Source organism: Brevundimonas sp. M20 (assembly GCF_006547065.1).
GTDB lineage: Bacteria > Pseudomonadota > Alphaproteobacteria > Caulobacterales > Caulobacteraceae > Brevundimonas.
In genome coordinates this window covers 1,070,617-1,088,730 of record NZ_CP041243.1, presented here as the reverse complement: position 1 = coordinate 1,088,730, position 18,114 = coordinate 1,070,617, and the positions used below count along the sequence as shown (strand labels likewise).

At 67.6% G+C, this 18,114-nt stretch carries 14 protein-coding genes and 1 tRNA gene; 7 read left to right on the top strand and 8 right to left on the bottom strand.

The features are described 5' to 3' along the window. Window positions 1–137 precede the first annotated feature (137 nt). Window positions 138–962 carry a ferredoxin--NADP reductase gene (locus FKQ52_RS05185; RefSeq protein ID WP_141626194.1) on the top strand — a complete coding sequence of 275 codons (825 nt, stop codon included), beginning with the start codon at window positions 138–140 and terminating at the stop codon, window positions 960–962. Beyond that, window positions 934–1,290: a chorismate mutase gene (locus FKQ52_RS05180; protein ID WP_141626193.1), complete on the top strand. Its 357-nt coding sequence runs from the start codon at window positions 934–936 to the stop codon at window positions 1,288–1,290. Before FKQ52_RS05185 ends, FKQ52_RS05180 begins: the two co-directional genes overlap by 29 nt. A 62-nt stretch (window positions 1,291–1,352) precedes the next feature. On the opposite strand, the gene FKQ52_RS05175 is transcribed toward FKQ52_RS05180, so the two are convergent. Continuing rightward, the gene (locus FKQ52_RS05175; RefSeq protein ID WP_141626192.1) at window positions 1,353–1,706 is read right to left on the bottom strand and encodes an Hpt domain-containing protein; all 354 of its coding nucleotides are present in this window, start codon (window positions 1,704–1,706) and stop codon (window positions 1,353–1,355) included. Continuing rightward, window positions 1,706–3,121, bottom strand: a complete 1,416-nt coding sequence (locus FKQ52_RS05170) for an amino acid permease (protein ID WP_141626191.1) — start codon at window positions 3,119–3,121, stop codon at window positions 1,706–1,708. Before FKQ52_RS05170 ends, FKQ52_RS05175 begins: the two co-directional genes overlap by 1 nt. 176 nt (window positions 3,122–3,297) lie before the next feature. Here FKQ52_RS05170 and FKQ52_RS05165 point away from each other — a divergent pair. Beyond that, window positions 3,298–3,373 (top strand) — tRNA-Lys (locus FKQ52_RS05165). A 199-nt stretch (window positions 3,374–3,572) separates the two neighbouring features. Here the strand turns inward: FKQ52_RS05165 and FKQ52_RS05160 are convergent. The 3 genes from FKQ52_RS05160 to FKQ52_RS05150 all read right to left on the bottom strand — a co-directional run bounded on the left by FKQ52_RS05160 (window position 3,573) and on the right by FKQ52_RS05150 (window position 9,496). Continuing rightward, window positions 3,573–5,741: a TonB-dependent receptor gene (locus FKQ52_RS05160; RefSeq protein WP_141626190.1), complete on the bottom strand. Its 2,169-nt coding sequence runs from the start codon at window positions 5,739–5,741 to the stop codon at window positions 3,573–3,575. A gap of 88 nt (window positions 5,742–5,829) precedes the next feature. Continuing rightward, window positions 5,830–6,309 carry a hypothetical protein gene (locus tag FKQ52_RS05155; RefSeq protein WP_141626189.1) on the bottom strand — a complete coding sequence of 160 codons (480 nt, stop codon included), beginning with the start codon at window positions 6,307–6,309 and terminating at the stop codon, window positions 5,830–5,832. Window positions 6,310–6,496: 187 nt separating this feature from the next. Next, window positions 6,497–9,496, bottom strand: a complete 3,000-nt coding sequence (locus FKQ52_RS05150) for a TonB-dependent receptor (RefSeq protein WP_141626188.1) — start codon at window positions 9,494–9,496, stop codon at window positions 6,497–6,499. 215 nt (window positions 9,497–9,711) lie between these two features. Here FKQ52_RS05150 and FKQ52_RS05145 point away from each other — a divergent pair, with 215 nt between their 5' ends. Continuing rightward, window positions 9,712–11,388: an FAD-binding dehydrogenase gene (locus FKQ52_RS05145; RefSeq protein ID WP_141626187.1), complete on the top strand. Its 1,677-nt coding sequence runs from the start codon at window positions 9,712–9,714 to the stop codon at window positions 11,386–11,388. A gap of 14 nt (window positions 11,389–11,402) precedes the next feature. On the opposite strand, the gene FKQ52_RS05140 is transcribed toward FKQ52_RS05145, so the two are convergent. The 3 genes from FKQ52_RS05140 to FKQ52_RS05130 are packed head-to-tail and all read right to left on the bottom strand — an operon-like array spanning window position 11,403 to window position 14,376. Continuing rightward, complete coding sequence (locus tag FKQ52_RS05140; RefSeq protein WP_205750870.1) at window positions 11,403–13,142, bottom strand: AMP-binding protein; 1,740 nt, start codon at window positions 13,140–13,142, stop codon at window positions 11,403–11,405. Between the two features lie 11 nt (window positions 13,143–13,153). Next, the gene (locus FKQ52_RS05135; RefSeq protein ID WP_141626185.1) at window positions 13,154–13,579 is read right to left on the bottom strand and encodes a DUF2147 domain-containing protein; all 426 of its coding nucleotides are present in this window, start codon (window positions 13,577–13,579) and stop codon (window positions 13,154–13,156) included. Further along, window positions 13,579–14,376 (bottom strand): Coq4 family protein, encoded by a 798-nt coding sequence (locus tag FKQ52_RS05130; RefSeq protein ID WP_240811746.1) that lies wholly within the window; start codon window positions 14,374–14,376, stop codon window positions 13,579–13,581. The genes FKQ52_RS05135 and FKQ52_RS05130 overlap by 1 nt, the downstream gene beginning before the upstream one ends. A 59-nt stretch (window positions 14,377–14,435) precedes the next feature. On the opposite strand from FKQ52_RS05130, the gene FKQ52_RS05125 reads away from it, so the two are divergent. The 3 genes from FKQ52_RS05125 (at window position 14,436) to FKQ52_RS05115 (ending at window position 18,078) form a co-directional block, all read left to right on the top strand. After that, complete coding sequence (locus tag FKQ52_RS05125; RefSeq protein ID WP_141626184.1) at window positions 14,436–15,047, top strand: TetR/AcrR family transcriptional regulator; 612 nt, start codon at window positions 14,436–14,438, stop codon at window positions 15,045–15,047. Between the two features lie 76 nt (window positions 15,048–15,123). Then, window positions 15,124–15,672, top strand: a complete 549-nt coding sequence (locus FKQ52_RS05120; RefSeq protein WP_205750868.1) for a DUF4334 domain-containing protein — start codon at window positions 15,124–15,126, stop codon at window positions 15,670–15,672. Between the two features lie 69 nt (window positions 15,673–15,741). Continuing rightward, window positions 15,742–18,078 (top strand): GH92 family glycosyl hydrolase, encoded by a 2,337-nt coding sequence (locus FKQ52_RS05115; RefSeq protein ID WP_141626183.1) that lies wholly within the window; start codon window positions 15,742–15,744, stop codon window positions 18,076–18,078. The last annotated feature ends 36 nt before the right edge of the window (window positions 18,079–18,114 follow it).

Here is an 18,114-nt window from a genome sequence, read left to right as displayed (position 1 = left end):
GCCACCCCCGCACGCCCCGCCTCACGCGAAAAAGTGCACGATGTGCACTCCATTTTTTTCCGAGTGCACATTTCGCTCCGACGGCGCGACACCGCCGCCCTTCCCCCCCGGCGCGGCGCGCCGTAATAAGCGCGGCAATGACCGACGCCGTCGCCCCTCCCCCCGCCAAGGCCTCGCCCTTCCATGAGCTTGAGGTTCTGACCGTCCACCACTGGACCGATCAGCTGTTCAGCTTCCGCATCCGCCGTCCGGAGGATTTCCGCTTCCGTTCGGGCGAGTTCGTGATGATCGGCCTGCCCGGCGAGGCCAAAGACGGAATGGCGGGAAAGCCCGTCCTGCGGGCCTACTCCATCGCTTCCCCGCACTGGGACGAGGAGCTGGAGTTCTTCTCCATCAAGGTGCCCGACGGTCCCCTGACCTCGCGCCTGCAGAAGATCCAGCCGGGCGACACCGTCCTGATGGGCAAGAAGCCGACCGGAACCCTGGTGCTGGACGCCCTGACCGGCGGCGAGCGCCTCTGGCTGATCGGCACCGGCACGGGGCTCGCGCCCTGGCTCAGCGTCGCCCGCGACCCGGACACCTACAGCCGCTTCGGTCAGGTCATCGTCTGCCACACCGTGCGCAACGTGGCCGACCTGGCCTACCGCGATTTCTTCACCCACGGCATCCACGAGGACCCGCTGGTCGGCGATGAGGCGAAGGCCCAGCTGGTCTACTACCCGACCGTCACCCGCGAGAAGTTCGAAACGCCGGGTCGGATCACCGACCGCATCAAGTCCGGCGACGTCTTCGCCGACCTGCAACTGCCCATCGGCTTCTCGCCCAACACCGACCGCGTCATGCTGTGCGGCTCGATGGCCATGATCAAGGAAACGGGCGAACTGCTCGAAACCTACGGCCTGAAAGAGGGCTCGAACGCCGAGCCCGGCGACTATGTTCTGGAGCGCGCCTTTGTCGGCTGATTCCCCCGTGATCGTCCCCATCGACGCCCGCGTCGCCCCGGAAGACTGCCTGACCATGGCCGAGGTCCGCCACGGCGTCGACGCTCTGGACCGCGCGCTCGTCACCCTGCTGGCCGAGCGCCAGCGCTACATGCACGCCGCCGCGCGTATCAAGCCCAGCCGCGACGTCGTCCATGACGACGCCCGCATCGAGGATGTGGTCGCCAAGGTGCTCGCCGCCGCCGGACCCGCCGGCCTCTCGGCCGACATCGCCGAGCCGGTCTGGCGCACCCTCGTGGACCGCTGCATCGCCCACGAGTTCAGCGTCTGGGACAAGACACGGACGTAAGCGTTCCTCCCCCTTGGGGGAGGGGGACCGCGCGTAGCGTGGTGGAGGGGCGCCGGCGGCAGTTAGCCCCTCAAACTCCGCAGCATGATCTCGTGCCGGTACGCCGCCACGTCGCTCAGGGCGATCTCCAGCTGATCCCTGACCCGGTCCAGCAACGGCGGCGCTTCGGCCTTCTGCGCCGCCTCCGCCGTCCGGCAGGCCTGCGCCAGCGCATCCGCCCCGATGCCCGAGGCCGCGCCCCGGATCGTGTGCACGGCGTCGCGCCAGCCTTCCTCACGGATATCCAGCATCGGCGACCACAGGGCCGCCTGCTGGCCGAACAGGCCCAGGACCTCGTCGGTGATCGCGTCCTCGCCGCCGGTCATCCGCTCCAGAACGGAGAAGTCGACCGCGCCCGACAGGTCCCGACGCGCCATCAGCCCTCGGCCTCCTCGCCCTTGGCCAGCCGCGAGTTCCGCGACGACCAGACGAGATAGATCACCAGGCCCAGCCCGTTCCAGCCGAGGAAGTACAGCTGGGTCGAACCCTTCAGGCTCAGGAAGAAGGTGATGCAGCCGACGATGGCGATACCGCCGACCAGCCACCACAGCGGGGCCTTGAACTTCCGCACACGGTTCGGCTCCCGGATGCGCAGCACGATCAGGCTGACGCCCACGGCCATGAAGGCCATCAGCGTGCCGGCGTTGGCCAGCGAGGCCAGTTCGTCCAGCCGCATGATCCCCGCCAGGAAGGCCACGACGATGGCGGTGAAGACCGTCACCACCACCGGCACGCCCCGGTTCGAGATCTTCGCCAGACGGCTCGGCAGCAGGCCGTCGCGCGACATGCCCAGGAAGATGCGGCTCTGGCCGAACAGGAAGGCCAGCAGCACGGTCGGGAGAGCCACCACGGCGGCGGCGGCGATCCATTGGGCCGCCACGCCCTGCCCCAGCCCGCGCATGATGTGAGCCAGCGGCTCAGGGCTGTCGGCGAACGAGGCCACCGGGGCCGCGCCGATCGCGGCGGCCGCGACGGCGATGTACAGCACGGTGCAGATCACCATCGAACCGACGATGCCGATGGCGAGGTCGCGTTCCGGCTTCTTGGTCTCCTCCGCCGCCGTGGCGATGGCGTCAAAGCCGTAAAAGGCGAAGAAGATGATCGCCGCCGCCGCCATGACCCCGGTCTGCACGAAGGGCGCGCCGAACCCGTTGGGCATGAAGGGGCTGAAGTGGGCCGTGTCGAACTTCGGCAAGGCGATGGCCACGAAGGCCACGAGCGCCGCGATCTTGATGACCACCAGAATGGCGTTGAGCGTCGCGCTCTCGCGGGTGCCCAGCAACAGCAGGCCGGTCACCACAGCGATAATGAAGACCGCCGGCAGGTTGATCAGTCCGCCCGCGACGTGCGGCCCGACCGTCAGGGCCGTCGGCAGATCGATCCCCCATCCGGCGAGGAAGGGCACAGCATAGCCCGACCAGCCCACGGCCACGGCCGAGACCACCAGCGAGTATTCGAGGATCAGGCTCCACCCCACGATCCAGGCGAAGATCTCGCCCAGCGCGGCATAGGAGTAGGTATAGGCGCTGCCCGAGGCGGGCATGATGGTCGCCAGTTCCGCATAGGCCAAGGCCGCGCAGGCGCAGACCAGACCCGCCAGCGCGAAGCTGATCAGGACAGCCGGGCCCGCCAGTCCGGCGCCCACGCCGATCAGGGTCAGGATGCCCGTGCCGACGATGGCCCCGACGCCCAGCGCCATCAGGTGCGGCCAGCCCAGCGTCTTCTTCAGCGCGGGCCCGTCATGCGGCGCCAGCATCGCGTCAATCGAGCGGCGGCGGTTCCAGAAGGCCATATCTGCGTCTCCCCTGCGCCGCTCCCCGGCGGCTGATTCCGCAGCGAACCTAACCGCTCCTGCGACAAACCGATACGGACACGCAAAAGCCGCTTGCGTTCTGCGAAGCGAGCCTCTATCTCCCGCCCCTCGCCGACGCGGTCCCCACCGATTGTCAGCGTGAAGACGATGAGTTCGGGTGATTAGCTCAGTTGGTAGAGCAGCTGACTCTTAATCAGCGGGTCCACAGTTCGAACCTGTGATCACCCACCATCGTTTCCCTTTACTTCCGATGACTTGAAGGTTCTGTCGCTCCGGCGACGGCCCTTTGTCATGAGCCCCGGGGCCTGAAAGACCGGAAGCGGCCCCTACGCCGCCTGTGCGGCGCTGGAGGCTTTCCACCAGCGCGCCCCCTGAGCTGTTACAGGTCGGCCGGCTTCAGCCCCTGTCGGACCGATGGCGGGGCCTGCCCCTAGAAGCGACTTCGAAGCGTTACCCGGACCGTGCGTCCAAGCGGGTCCGTGACATCCCGGCCGTACCCCGGAGCGGAACGGCCGTCACCGAGCCGAGCCGTCTGCCGGGTGTCGAACAGGTTGGTGACCTCGAGCTCGAGGCGCAGACCCGGATCCCGTCGCGCCGGCCCCTCGTCCATTGTCGTGCTGAGCCGCTCCAGCCGGTAGCCGACCTTCAGATCGACCGTATTGAAGGCGTCCAGTCGGAGATCATCCGGCCCATCCTGCCCGACCATCCGTCGCACGCGCGTCGGCTCCCGTCGTCGCGCCTCCAGATTGGTGGTCCACGGCCCGAGCCGAACATCAGCCCGGAGGTTCATCTGATCGGCGACGCCGCTTCCACCGTCCCCGTCAAGGCGATTCAGAAGCGGGTAGTCGGCCCGCAGAACGACGCGATCCACCAGTCGGCGGCTTTGTCCGACGCCCAGTTGAAGGGCGTCCCCTCTCCCCTCGCCCAGCGGCACGGTCATGTTCAGCGTCCAGGACAGGGTCTCGGTCTGCACCCGGTCCAGATTGATCGGGCGTTGATCGATGCGAACGAGCCGCCCGGCGCCGTCGCGGATGAACCGGTCCGGGAAGGCCGCCTCGGCCGCGGGCGAAAGCGCCGGCACGGCGCCGATGGCGTCATACGTGTCCTGCCTGACCCACGAAAGATTGCCTTGCAGACGCCACGGCGTGAACGGGCCGAGCGTCATCGACGCGGCAAGACGATCCTGCCTCTGATTGCGCAGGTCCGGATTGCCGCCCAGCACAGGGACGATGTCCACGGCCTCCCCGGCCTGCAGATCGAACACGGTCTGCGGCGCCCCGAACACAACGGGCGCCAGCCGCTGCTCATCCGAAGGGCTGTCCGTGGACCCCGCCCACTGGGCGGTGAAGCGAGCACCTCTCACGGGCGACCAACTGAGAGCGGCGTTCAACCCTCCCTCCAGATCCGAGGCGTTCGCATCACGCAGACGTCCGCCCAGGGTCAGCGCGGCGTCACCGAGAGACCCGGTCGTCCCTCCGCGCCCGCGTCGGGCGGCGCGGGACAGGGGCAGGCCCAGTCCGGCGCGAACGTCGAGCCCCCCGGCGGACCGTTCCTGCGCTCCCTCCGGCGTCTCGGTCCGGGTTTCGGTCCGGTTCCATCGCCCGGAAAGGGTGAGGGTCGCGGGCCCGGCCGGCAAGGCGAATACCCGGCGATCGGCCGTGACGTGAGCCGCCAGCCCCGTGGTCGTCGCGTCGAGAGGCGCAGCCCCGGACTGCCGGGTCTCCGCCAGCAGCCCGTCCAGCCCTGCCCTCACGGTCCAGCCGCCCGCCTCCCCGCCTACGCTGGCGTTCAGGGCCAGGGTCTCCGCGCTTTGCTCGAGCGGGGACGTGACGCCGTCCAAAGCCACGTCAAAGCGCTCCCGACGGCCCGAAAGCGTCCCGTTGAGCGATACGGCCCAAGCTTCGACCGTGCCGGTCCCAGCAAGATTGACGGTCATGTTGCGGGTTTCAGGCCGCAGGGTCCTGTTCCCGTCCGACGTTGTGCCGGCGCGCTCCGCCGCCTGCAGGGCGGTGTCGCGTCCGGCCTGCAGCCCATACTGACGCGTGTCGTCCTCCTGGATCGAGGACTGGCGCAGATCGAGGTTCACCCCGGAAGCGCCCCCGGCCGTCGGCCGCCAGCCCGCCGCCATGCCGTCCCGACTGTGAAACTCGGGAACGAGAACCACATTGAGCACCCGTCGGCCCGGATCCTCGCCATAGCGCGCGGCGGCCTCGGGCGGCAGAAGTTCGATACGGGACAGGGCTTCCGCCGGGAATCCCGTGAAGTTCCGGGGATCAAGAATCCGCCGCCCGTTGATGATGACCACCGGCGGTTCGTCCGGGCCCAGCGTTTCCCCCAGCCGGGCGATGACCTCGCCGATGTTCCACGCCCCCAGGCGATCGATCTCTTCGGCGTCGAACTCGCGCTCGGGTGTGAACTCCGTCGCACCGCGCCGCCCTTCGACGATCACCTCCTCCAGCACCGTGACGTTGCGGGAATGCGGGTCCGCGACGGCCCGGGGGTGCGCCTGTGGCGGGCTGGCACGGCCCTCCGGCTCCGCCTTCGCCGCGCCGCCGCTCGCCAACCCGACGCCTGCGCTTGCCAGCAGGAGCCCCGCCAATCCTCGGCCCCTCGCCGCACGCAGGAAAATGCCGGGCGCACGAGGCGCCCGGCAAGTCTGCGGGATCGGGGAGTGAAACTTCACTCGCTCAGAGGATAGTCAGGCCCGGGATGGAGATCGCACCGCTCAGGATGGTGCAAACCGGATCGCCGGGCGTCACCGGATCGAGCACGTCGTTGTTGAACGTGATCTCCTTGGTGGCATTGCTCCAGGCCACGATGATGGTGTCGTAGCACGGCTTGTTGGCGATGGTGTTGGCGCCGATCGTCAGGGCGATACGGTCCGTGTAGCCCGGCACCACGGCCAGATTCCAGGTGCCGTAGGGCGCGACGACGAAGCACAGGAAGTCGCCGGCGTAGATATCGCGGGTGGTGATGGTGGCGCTGGTCGACCCCATCGAAGCGACATCGACATCGACGTCGCAGTTCAGGGTCGCGGTCTGCTGCAGATCGACATTCCCGGAGCCCGACAGCGCGCCCGAGCTGGGCGAGAAGGTCTGGGCGAAGGTCGGCGACGCCATCGTCAGGCTGGCGAGGGCGGCGGCGGTGAAGGCGAGTTTCCGGATCATGGTAGTCCTCCCGTTTTACGTGAGCCCCTCGTTGGAGCGCCTACATAAAGTTGCCAATAACGCGAAGAGTCAACCCAATTAATTGTTTAATTTCAGTGACTTGATTTGAGCGCAGCCGATCTTGAGGCCGGACTCGCCGGTCGTTCAAACCCCTGTGTCAAAAAACCTGCGAACGGATCGGCAGGCCTCAGAATCTCCGGCTGAACCGCACCGCGATCAGGCGCGGGTCGAGGGTGAAGACATTGGTCGTCAGTCCGGTGTCATCGCTGTTGGTGAAGGCGTCTGTGATCGGCGTCTCGTCGAAGACGTTCTTGACGTAGGCCTCGATCGTGAACCCGTCCGGATGGGACAGCGACACGGAGAGGTTGGCGTTGTCCCACCCCTTCAGCCGATCATATTCAGTGTTGTAGATCCGCGCCCAGCTCTCACCCTGGCGGTAGTAGTCCCCGCGAACGGTCAGGTCCCATTGCTGCAGGGCGAAGGTGTACTGAACGCCCAGGTTCAGCGTCCAGTTCGGAGAGTTGGGCAGTTCGTTGCCGCCCACGTCCGCCATGAATCCACGCCCGCCGTTGGGGGCCTCCAGCAGCGGATTATAGGTGAACCCGTACAGGCTGTAGAAAGGGATGGTGGACGGGAAGGACGGGTCGAAGGTGCCGAACCGGCTGGATCCCGCGCACAGGGCGCTCAGCGCCAGCTGGGTCTGGTCCGTCGGCGACACATACCGGTTAAGGATCGCTTCCACATAACGCGTCGGGGCGATGCAGTTGGACGGCACCTGGATCCAGGGCCGCAGCACCGTCCAGTCGGCATTGCCCTGGGTCCGATCCATCACATCGATGGACTGCGAGCCGTCGGCCAGCCGGGTGTTCAGCCAGCCGAAATTGGCGTCCAGTTGCAAACGCTCGACCGGCCGCCACAGCGCTTCGATCTCCACCCCCCAGATCCGGGCGTCGAAATTCTCGTTCAGGGAGATGCGGTCCACGATCTGGGAGACCTGATAGTCTTCGTAGTCGTAGAAGAAGGCCGTCGTGTTCAGCCGCAGCGTGCCGTCCAGGAGGGTATTCTTGGCCCCGATCTCGATCGCCGTGACATATTCCGGCTCGAAGGTGCCGGCCAACGGCTGGTACTGAACGACCGTGGGATTGATCTCCATCCGCGGCGGGTTGGTGCCTCCGCCCTTGTAGCCGCGGGACAACGACGCATAGATCAGGGTGTCATTGGTGAACGAGAGATCGGGCGACCAGTCGACCACGAGCCGACCGGTGACGGCATCCCATTCCTGCTCAACGTCCGGCAGGGCCGGATAGTCCTGGCGGACGTACCCGCCGGAGGACGAGCCAGGCGTCCCGTTCAGCTCCGCCCCCATCAGCAACTGGCTGGGATAGGGGGTGGTGACCTTGCGATCGACGGTGTAGCGTAGCCCGGCCGTCAAACGCAGTTCGGGCGCCAGTTGCCAGTAGCCCTCCCCGAAGACGGCCCATGACCGGGTGTGCACCTGGTTCTTGCTGCGGAAATAGTTGTGGCCGTCCTCGCCGAGCGCGTCGAGCGGGTTCGGGTCCACATAGACGCATTCGCGAGCGACGCTGGCGTCGCAGACCAACGGCCGCAGCCCGGTGTTCGCTGTCGTGAGGTCCTGATTGTACCAGTACTGCGCGATCAGGGTGAAGACGTTGTTGAAGACGAAGTAGTCGTCCTGCGATTTGAAATCGAGATAGTTGGCGCCGACGCTGAAGTTGAACAGTCCGTCCATGTCCGACTGGAGGCGAAACTCCTGGTACCACTGCCTGTTGTCCGAGCGGCTCATGTCCACGGACAGCATGCGGTTTGACGCTCCCAGCTGCGGGTCCGTGAACACGCCGCCCGGCGAGATCGGCGAGGTGATCGGCTGGCGCGCCGTGTTGAACAGGTTGGAGGAGTCCACGAAGATCGGGTTCGAGACGTACCGGGCATAGTCCTGGGAGGCGTAGTAGTCGTCCGCTGACCACGCCGTCTGCGAATGGAAGGTCAGCGTGTCGCCCAGATCCAGCGACATATTCAGTTGAACCACGTCATTGGCGGCCCGGAAGACCGGATCGTAGCTGGTCGCGATCTCCCGCAGATCGCGCGACTGGGTGACCCCCTCATAGGGGTCCGTGCCCAGCGGTATCGGATACACCCGGACCCGGGGATTGGTCGCCGAGTTCCAGCCCAGGCCGATATTGGAGCTGGCGAAGCGGATGTAGGCCAGAGACCCGCCGTTGGGGGCGCCGAACGCGGCGTCGTCATAGAGCGAGCCCGGCATACAGCCCTGGCTGAGCTGGTTACGGATCAGACCGGCGGGCACGTTCACCGACCCGAGCGTCGCGGGCCCCGGATCGCGGGTGCAAAGCTGCTTGCCCGTGCGCGACCGGTTGTCGTCTTCCTCGAAATGCTCCCAGATCAGGTTGGCGCGGAAATTGTCCGTCGGCGTCCAGGCTGCGGACAACCGGGTCGACCACAGATCCCGGTCATTGACGTGTGTATCGTTGAAACTGTTGTAATCGAAGCCGTCGCGCTGGGTGAACGAACCGGCCGCGCGGATGGCGAAGGTGTCGCCCAGCGGAATATTGAGCATCGCCTGTCCGCGCAGGGAGCCGTAGTTGCCGGCCTCCCCAAGCACAAAGGCCTCATGGCGCCCGACCGGCAGATTCGGGAACATGTTGACCACGCCGCCGGTGGCGTTGCGGCCATAGAGAGTGCCCTGCGGTCCCCGCAGCACCTCGACCCGATCAACGTCCAGGTATTCCTGCTCAAACAGCCGGTTCCGGATCAGAGGCGTGTTGTTGAAGCTGACAGCGACCGCCGGGTCGCTGGAGGCTGACACGGCCTTGGTCCCGATCCCCCGGATCGAGAAATTGTACATGCTGAAGTTTGATTTCGAGAAGCTGACGTTCGGCACCGCCCGCAACAGCTCCGATCCGCCCTCGATGCGTAGCGAATCCAGCACCTCGGACGTCAGGGCCGTCACCGCGATCGGCACATCCTGAACGGACTGCTCCCGCTTCTGGGCCGTGACGATCACATCGTCGATGACCGTTGCAGTTGCATCATCCTGCGGCGTTGCGGGCTGGGGGGCGGACTGGGCCAGAGCCTGGCCTGCCCCGAACACCAGGGCGACGGCGGACACGGTCAGCGCCAGACGCGCGCGAATACAGGCCTGTGAAGCCATCAGATCCCTCCCAAGGCGCGCCGTTCCCCAACGGCGCTGATGTCGTTTCCTCCCGCCTCATGTTTCGCCGCTCGGCGGGACGGGACCACCGGCAGTTGCGACCAGCTTCGCACTACTGACGATCATGTCAATATCTATTGACATTAATGTCGGCGAAACCGACACCCTCGCTACTGACATTGGTGTTAATTTTGACCAGCGAGCGGGGCGTTCTCATGGAGCCGGATGCGATCATCGTGGGCGGAGGTCTGGCAGGCCTCGTCGCGGCCGATGAGCTGACCACGGCGGGACGCAGGGTCGCCCTCGTCGACCAGGAGACCCCGGCCAATCTCGGCGGTCAGGCCTGGTGGTCCTTCGGCGGACTGTTCCTCGTCGACAGCCCGGAGCAGCGACGACTTGGCGTCCGTGACTCGTTCGACCTGGCCTGGTCCGACTGGTCGGGAAGCGCGGGCTGGGACCGCCTCGGCGGGGCGCTGGCCGATGACGTCTGGGCTGTTCGCTGGGGCCGCGCCTATGTGGAGTTCGCCGCCGGCGAGAAGCGCCGCTGGCTTCGGAGCCGCGGCATACGTCTGACCCCTATGGTGGGGTGGGCTGAACGAGGCGATGGCCGCGCCGACGGTCACGGCAACTCCGTCCCTCGCTTCCACGTCGCCTGGGGTACAGGGACCGGCGTGACCGCGCCGCTCGTCGCGCGGGCGCGCGAGGCCGAGACGCGCGGTCTGTTGACCTTTCACCATCGCTGCCGCGTCGACACCCTGACGATCGAGGCCGGGCGCGTTACGGGTGTAGAGGGCGTTCGCCTCGCGCCGGACGCCGCGCCGAGGGGCGCCCCCACCAACAGACGCGTCACCGGCGCATTCAATCTCTCGGCTCCGGTTGTTCTGCTGGCGACGGGCGGTATCGGCGGCGACCACGCGCGGGTTCGTCGCCACTGGCCAGATCGTTTGGGGCGTCCCCCTCGCGACATGCTTACCGGTGTGCCCGCCCATGTTGACGGCCGGATGCTGGACATCGCCGCAGACGCGGGGGCGCGTGTCGTGAACCAGGATCGCCTGTGGTGCTACGTCGAGGGCCTGAAGAACTGGAACCCGGTCTGGCCGCGCCACGCGATCCGTGTGCTGCCCGGCCCGTCGGCGCTCTGGCTGGACGCCCTTGGCCGCCGCCTCCCCGCCCCGGCCTTGCCCGGGTTCGACACCCTGTCGACCCTTCGGCATCTGCGCACCACGCCGGACCTGGCTGGCTACGACCATTCCTGGTTCATCCTCACCCAGGCCATTCTGGAAAAGGAATTCGCCCTTTCCGGCTCCGAGCAGAACGCCGACCTCACGTCAGGCCGCTGGCTGGAGGTTCTGCGAACCCGGCTGGCCCCGGGCGCGACGCCGGAGGTAGAGGCCTTCAAGCGCCAGGGCGAGGACTTCGTGGTCGCCGACGATCTGGACACCCTTGTCGAACGCATGAACGCCCTGACCGCCCAGCCCCTGCTGGACCCGGCGCTGGTGCGTCGTCAGGTCGAGGCCCGCGACAGTCAATTCTCAAACCCCTTCTCCAAGGACGTTCAGGTGCGGGCCATCCATGATGCGCGGCGCTATCTTGGCGACCGCCTCGCGCGGGTCGCCCGCCCTCATCGCCTGCTGGATCCCGCCGCCGGTCCCCTGATCGGCGTCCGTCTTCGCATTCTGACGCGCAAGAGCCTCGGTGGTCTGCAAACAGACCTCGACAGCCGTGTTCTGCGCCCCGACGGCTCTGTGTTCGAGGGTCTTTACGCCGCCGGTGAAGCGGCCGGCTTCGGCGGCGGCGGCGCCCATGGCTACAATGCGCTGGAAGGCTCTTTCCTTGGCGGATGCATCTTCACCGGGCGCGCCGCCGGCCGAGCCATGAGCGTCGATCTCTAGGCGCCGGGCATCGATCAGTCGCCGTCCGAACGCTCAGGACTGACGACCAGATCGCGACGCAACAGCTTGCCCACCGCGCTGCGCGGCAAGGGCTCTGATCGAAACTCCACCACTCTCGGCGTCTTGTAGGCGGTCAGATGGGCGCGGCAGTGGCGCAGCAGCTCCGCCTCGTTCAGGGTCTCGCATCTCGGCACGACCACGATCTTCACACGCTCCCCCTGCACCGGATCCGGCAGGCCGAGCGCCGCCACCTCCGCCACCAGGGGATGGGCGGCGACGACGTCCTCAATCTCACTGGGATAGACGTTGAACCCGGACACCAGGATCATGTCCTTCAACCGATCCACCAGCCGGACCCGCCCGTCGGCCAGCATGACCCCCACGTCCCCGGTTCCGAGCCAGCCGTCGCCGGACAGGATCGCCGCCGTATCCTGCGGTCGGTTCCAGTATCCCGTCATGACCTGAGGACCGCGCACGCAAAGCTCGCCCGGCTCTTCCACGCCGCACCAGCTTCCGTCGGCGCGACGCATGCGGACCTCGGTGGACGGAACCGGCCGTCCGACCGTTCCGTCGAACCCCATCGAGTCCGGCCGGTCCAGATCGACGTGGCCGATGCAGACGATGGGCGAACATTCCGTCAGCCCGTATCCCTCCACCAGTGGTGCCCCGGTGACGGCCTCCCACGCCCGGGCGACAGCGCTTTGGGTGGCCATGCCTCCGGCGATGGTGAGCTTCAGATCCGAAAAATCCCGTCGGCGAAACGCCGGGGTCGCCAGCAGTCCCGCGAACAGGGTGTTGAGCCCGGCCAGACCAGCGAAGCGCTCGCGCGCCAGGATCAGGTTGACCAGTCGCGCATCCCTCGGATTGGCGATGAGCACATTGCGACCGCCCACGCCCGTGAACATCAGCAGGTTCGCCGTCAGTGAGAAAATATGGTAAAGCGGCAGCAGGGTCACATTGCTCACCGCCGTCTCCGGCGGGATTTGCCGCATCACCCATGCGCGCCCCTGCAGCACATTGGCCACGACGTTGCGGTGGCTCAGCATGGCGCCCTTGGCCGTCCCCGACGTTCCGCCCGTGTATTGCAGGAAGGCCAGATCATCCGCCTCGCGCGGCGCCCGGCGATAGCCGGCGGCCCGACCCCGGGCCAGCACCCGCCGCCACGGTTCAGCCGCGACCGGGCCGGTCCATCGCGCGGAGGCGGCGCGACCGCCGAGGGCGTTCACCAGCCATCGCCTGGGCGCCGGCATCAGATCGCCCAGACCCGTCAGCACGACCCGGCGCACGTCCGTTCCCGCCACCCCCTCCGCCAGCGTCCCGGCGAACAGGCGCGCCGCGACGACCACGCAGGCGCCGCTGTCCGCCAGCTGGTGACGCAGTTCGCGGGCGGTATAGAGCGGGTTGACGTTGACCACGACCGCGCCGGCCATCAGCACCCCGAACAGGGCGACCGGATACTGCAGGCAGTTGGGCATCATCAGCGCCACGCGGGCGCCGGGTTCCACCCCGATGGACTGCAGCCAGCCGGCGAAGGCGCGCGCTTCGGCCAGGGCCCTGCCGTAGGTCAGGCCGCTGCCCAGGCTGACGAAGCCGGTCCGCTCGCTGAACCGCTGCGCATCGGCCGCGAAGAGATCGTCAAGGCGAGGCTGTCGTGACAACTCTTCCAGGATGCAGACGGGCACGTCCGCCCGATAATGGTCTGTCCAGAAGCGTCGCGCCCACAGCGCATCGTCGCCCTCGGTCGCTCCGTCCACCCGCGCCGGCCCTAGTCCGCCCGCCGCCAGGTCTGCGTCCGGCACAGAACCCGCGCGATGCAGCCCCGCACGGCCAGCCTGTCCGGCGCCGTCAGGGTCAGCGTGCCGCGCTCGGCGGTCTGGCCGCTGTTGGGATCATACAGGGGACCGCCGCGCCACTCGTCCGGACCGCCGGTGAAATTTCTCAACACGAGCACCCCGCGCAGAGGCCTGTTCCGCAAGGCGGCGTCCCGGTTGCGGACATCCCGCTGATCCGCATTCCGACGCAGAGGGGCGGCGTCCACCAGCCGTCCGCACAGGGCGGCGCCGCACCGGTGAATTTCAACCACCCCGCCCTCGGCCGGCGTGCGCCAACGCCCGAGGACTGACGCCTCCTGCGCCGCGGCCGCGGACGGAACGGCGAAGAGAACGAGGCCGGCCAGCAGAACCGCTCGCATCAGGCGGCCCCGTGGTAGGCGTTACGGAACTCGGGCGGCACCCGATCATAGAGCGTCGCCCCCGCCAGCCCCAGCCGCGTCCGCGCGGCGACCAGCGGTTCGGCCAGCAGGGCCTCATAATCAAGCGCGGGCAACCAGGCCGCGCGTCGTCCTCGTCCGAACGCCTCCAGCACGGACCGGGCGCAGGGATGCCCCGTGCGCGCCCGGGCGAACTGGATCGCCACCCCCGCCGCGATCAACCCGAACCCCGGGCTGCGCGTCTGCGGCAGGGAGAAGGCGACCACGCAGGCCTCGCCCAGGGCATCGGTGCGGTAACCGGTCAGGACATGCCAGATGTCGTGCACATCACGCAGGCGTCTCGCGTACCAGGCATGCGGATGCGCCGCCTCGATCTCGGTATCGGCCACCTTGCGGCTTTCGTCGGCCAGACCATAGGCGGACAGGTTACGCTCGTCGATGAAGGCCAGGTACGCCGCCCCGACGCTGTCCGCGGGCAAGGTCTCCAGCCACTCGCGGTCCTGCAGTCGGTCCGCCAGCTCCCCCATCAGGAAGGCCTGCCGGGCGCCCTCGGAATCCTCCAGGAGCCTCTGGTAGCCCCGGCGCAGCGAACCGCCGGCCAGAGCGTTCATGATCTCGAACACCTGGGTGGTGTCCTCCTTGTCGGCGATCAGACGTCTCAAGGCCTTGAGCGCGCGCAGCGGCTCGACGCGACGCGGCTTCAGCCGCGTGGACGCCCGCGTCGCCGGATGACCGGGGCGGCGAAGGTCCGCCATATCGACCAACAATTCGGCTGTCACTTGCTCTCTCCGGGGGCTGAGCTTAACCATCGCTATCTACATGGATGTAACTTACATAGATGTCAATAGTAGCCTCTGGACGTCGGCGGCGCACGCCTGATGAAGCCCGCTCCGAAGCCCTGGTCTTCGCGCGGCGACGCCTGCTGGACGGCGGTCCTGACGCAGTGACGCTCAAGGCCGTCGCGGACGACCTCGGCATGAGCCACGCCAACCTCATCCATCACTTCGGCTCCGCCGCCGGCCTGCAATCGGCCCTTATGGGGTCGATGGTGTCCGACCTGGCCCAGGCGCTCGATGCGGCGATCGCCCGGCTTCGGACGGACGAGGGCGCTCCGCTGGAGCTGATCAACGCCGTCTTCGACGCCTTCGACAGGGGCGGCGCCGCGAAGCTGGCCGCCTGGATCGTTCTTCGGGGCGACCTGTCACACCTCGATCCGGTGCGCGACGCCGTGACCAATCTGGTGGACGCGGTGCGGGAAAAGCTCGGCGATCCCGACGGTCAGGCCCATACCCGCATTCCGGCGGCGGTGCTTTTCATCGCCGTCAGCGCGTTCGGCGAAGCCCTGATCGGCCCCCCGCTGCGCAAAATGCTGGATCAGGACGACGAATCCGGCCGCCAGATCATAGCGGGCCTGCTGCCTCATTTCCTTTTGAAGCCCGACGCCGTCTGACCGCTCGCCCGCCCGGACGGTCAGGATCGTCTTCCTCCCGCTGGCGTTGGATACCGGCGTAAACAGGGAGACCGGCTTGGACGCGTTGGACGCCTGGTTGAAACAGGGCGTAAGACCAGAGACCGCCGGTGCGGTCTTTGATCACCTGCCCGCGAGTCCGGTGGAGGCGCTGCAGGGGACGTGGGACGGCGCGGGACTGCCCAGCGGCCATCCCCTCGACGGTTTGCTCGAATACCATGGGTGGCGGGGCAAACGGTTCCGCGATCCCGACACGGTTGATCCCCTGCTGTTCCGTCACGGCTTCGGAACCCTGTCCGTGGCCGCGGCCCGCATCCCCTACAGCCTCATCCTGCGGCCGCCGCGGCTCGCGCGCGCCGCCGCCGCCCGACAGGCGGTCGCCGTCCTCTTGCCGCTGCTGTCCACGCACCGCCCCGGCGCTCGCCTTCGCCTCGCCCAGTGGGGCTCAAAAGTCTCGGCGGCGATGATCTACGACGGCCTGCCGATCATCGATCACTTCCGTTGGGTAGACCAGAACCGGGTCATGGGACTGATGGACTATCGGGACATGCCCGCCCCCTTCTTCTTCCTGCTGACCCGCGCGCCCGAAATCCGCGACGCCGGATAGCCCACCGCCTTCCCTCCGGCGGCCAACCTGCCTAGTTTCCGTGCCGTTCACGGGTGGAGGCTTTCCCATATGCGGCATCTCGGACTGACGGCTGTGTTCGCGACCCTCGCGCTGGGCGGTTGCGCCACGGCGCAGGAAGCGCCCCCTGCCCCGCCCACGCCCTATGAAGCCGTCGATCCCTTCATCGGCACGGCGGGCAAGGGGCACACCTTCCCCGGCGCCGTCGCCCCCTTCGGCATGGTGCAGCTCAGCCCCGACACCGACTTCCGCCCCTTCCGCCAGTCCTACGACTGGGCCGCGGGCTATCGCTATGACGACCCGACCATCCTCGGCTTCTCCCACACCCATTTCTCCGGCACCGGCCATTCGGATCTGGGCGACGTCCTGATCACCCCGATCTCGGGTGAGGTGCGCTGGGATGCGGGCGACCCGGCCCAGCCGGGTTCGGGCTATCGCTCCCGCTACAACAAGGCCTCCGAACGGGCCGAGCCCGGCTATTACGCCGTCAGCCTGACCGACTCGGGCGTGCGCGCCGAACTCACCGCCGGCGTTCGCGTCGGCCTGCATCGCTACAGCTTCCCCCGGTCCCAGCCCGCCCGGATCCTGCTGGACTTCCGCCCGTCCATCTATGACTACCCGGGCAAGGTGCTGTGGTCGCGCATCCGGGTGCATCCGGACGGCGCCGTCACCGGCTTCCGCGAAACGCGCGGCTGGGCGCCCGGCCGCCAGCTCTATTTCGCCATGCGCTTCTCCAAGCCGCTGGTCGGCTACCAGCTTCAGGATCGCGACACAGAGGTTCCGTATCGCGGCTTCCGTCAGCCGGGCCGCGATATGACGGACCGCGCGCAGGTGCAGGGCCGCCAGCTCGAGGCCGCCTTCGACTTCGGCCAGATCACCGGCCCCCTGATGGTCAAGGTCGCCGTCTCCTCGGTCGATGAGGCCGGCGCTCTCCGCAATCTGGAGTCCGAAGGCGGCGCCTTTGATTTCGACGCCGTCCGCGCCGCCAGTCGCAACGCATGGTCCGACGCGCTGCAGGCGGTCGAGATCGAGGCGCCCGAGGAGATGCGGACCAGTCTCTACACCGCCCTGTATCACTCGCTGATCGCGCCCTCGGTGCACGGCGACGTGGACGGCCGCTGGCGCGGGCCGGACAATGCCGTCCACCAGTCGGACTTCACCGTCCACTCGACCTTCAGCCTGTGGGACACCTTCCGCGCCCAGCATCCGCTGCTGACGCTCGTACAGCCCGACAGCCGCAACGCGGACATGGTCAACTCCCTGATCGCGGCCCAGCAGGTCAGCCCCTACGGCATCCTGCCGGTCTGGTCCTTCGCGGGTCAGGAGACCTGGACCATGATCGGCTACCACGCCGTCCCGGTCATCGCGGATGCGTATCTGAAGGGCGTGCAGGGCATCGACGGCGAGGCCGCGCTGAACGCCATGACCGCCAGCGCCACCTACCGTCCCTACGGCGGTCTGGGCGACTATATGGACCTCGGCTGGGTGCCGATCGACCGCGAGCCCGAGGCCGCGTCCAAGACTGTCGAATACGCCTACGACGACTGGACCATCGCCCGCATGGCCCAGCGGCTGGGTCGCTCCGACGTGCAGGCCGTCTTCGACCGCCGCGCGGGCTTCTGGCGCAACACCTTCGACCCGGAGACCGGCTTCGTCCGGGCCCGTCTGGCCGACGGGACCTTCCGCACGCCCTTCGACCCGACCGCCATCAACTACGGCTCGGACTATACCGAGGGCAACGCCTGGCAGTACTCATGGTTCGTGCCGCAGGACATGGCCGCGCTGGTCACCGCCATGGGGGGCGACGAAGCGACCGTCGCCAAGCTCGACGCCATGTTCGACTACGACAACACCGGGCTGGACTACTCCCACGCCGAGGACATCGCGGGTCTGATCGGCCAGTACATCCACGGCAACGAGCCCAGCCATCACTCGGCCTATGCCTACGTCTTCGCCGGCGCCCCCTGGCGCACGCAGGCGCGGCTGAAGCAGATCATGGACACCCAGTATCACGCCGGTCCGGCGGGTCTGGCGGGCAATGACGACGTCGGCCAGATGTCGGCCTGGCTGATGTTCACGGCGCTGGGCTTCTATCCGGTCACCCCCGCCTCGGGTCAGTATGTGATCGGCCGCCCGTTCGTGGATCGCGCGGTGCTGAACCTGCCCAATGGCAATCGCTTCATCATCTCCACCGAGGGACTGGCGGACGAGAACCTCTACGTCCAGTCGGTCACCCTGAACGGTCGTCCGCTGAACCGCACCTGGATCGGCCACGACGAGATTCAGGCCGGCGGCACGCTGCACTTCGTGATGGGGACGGAGCCGAACCTCGTCTGGGGGACCACGGCGGCGGAACGGCCGTATGCGATGACGGAGTATGGAGGCTAGGGACAAAATGCGTCAATGACGCACAAAATGATTGAT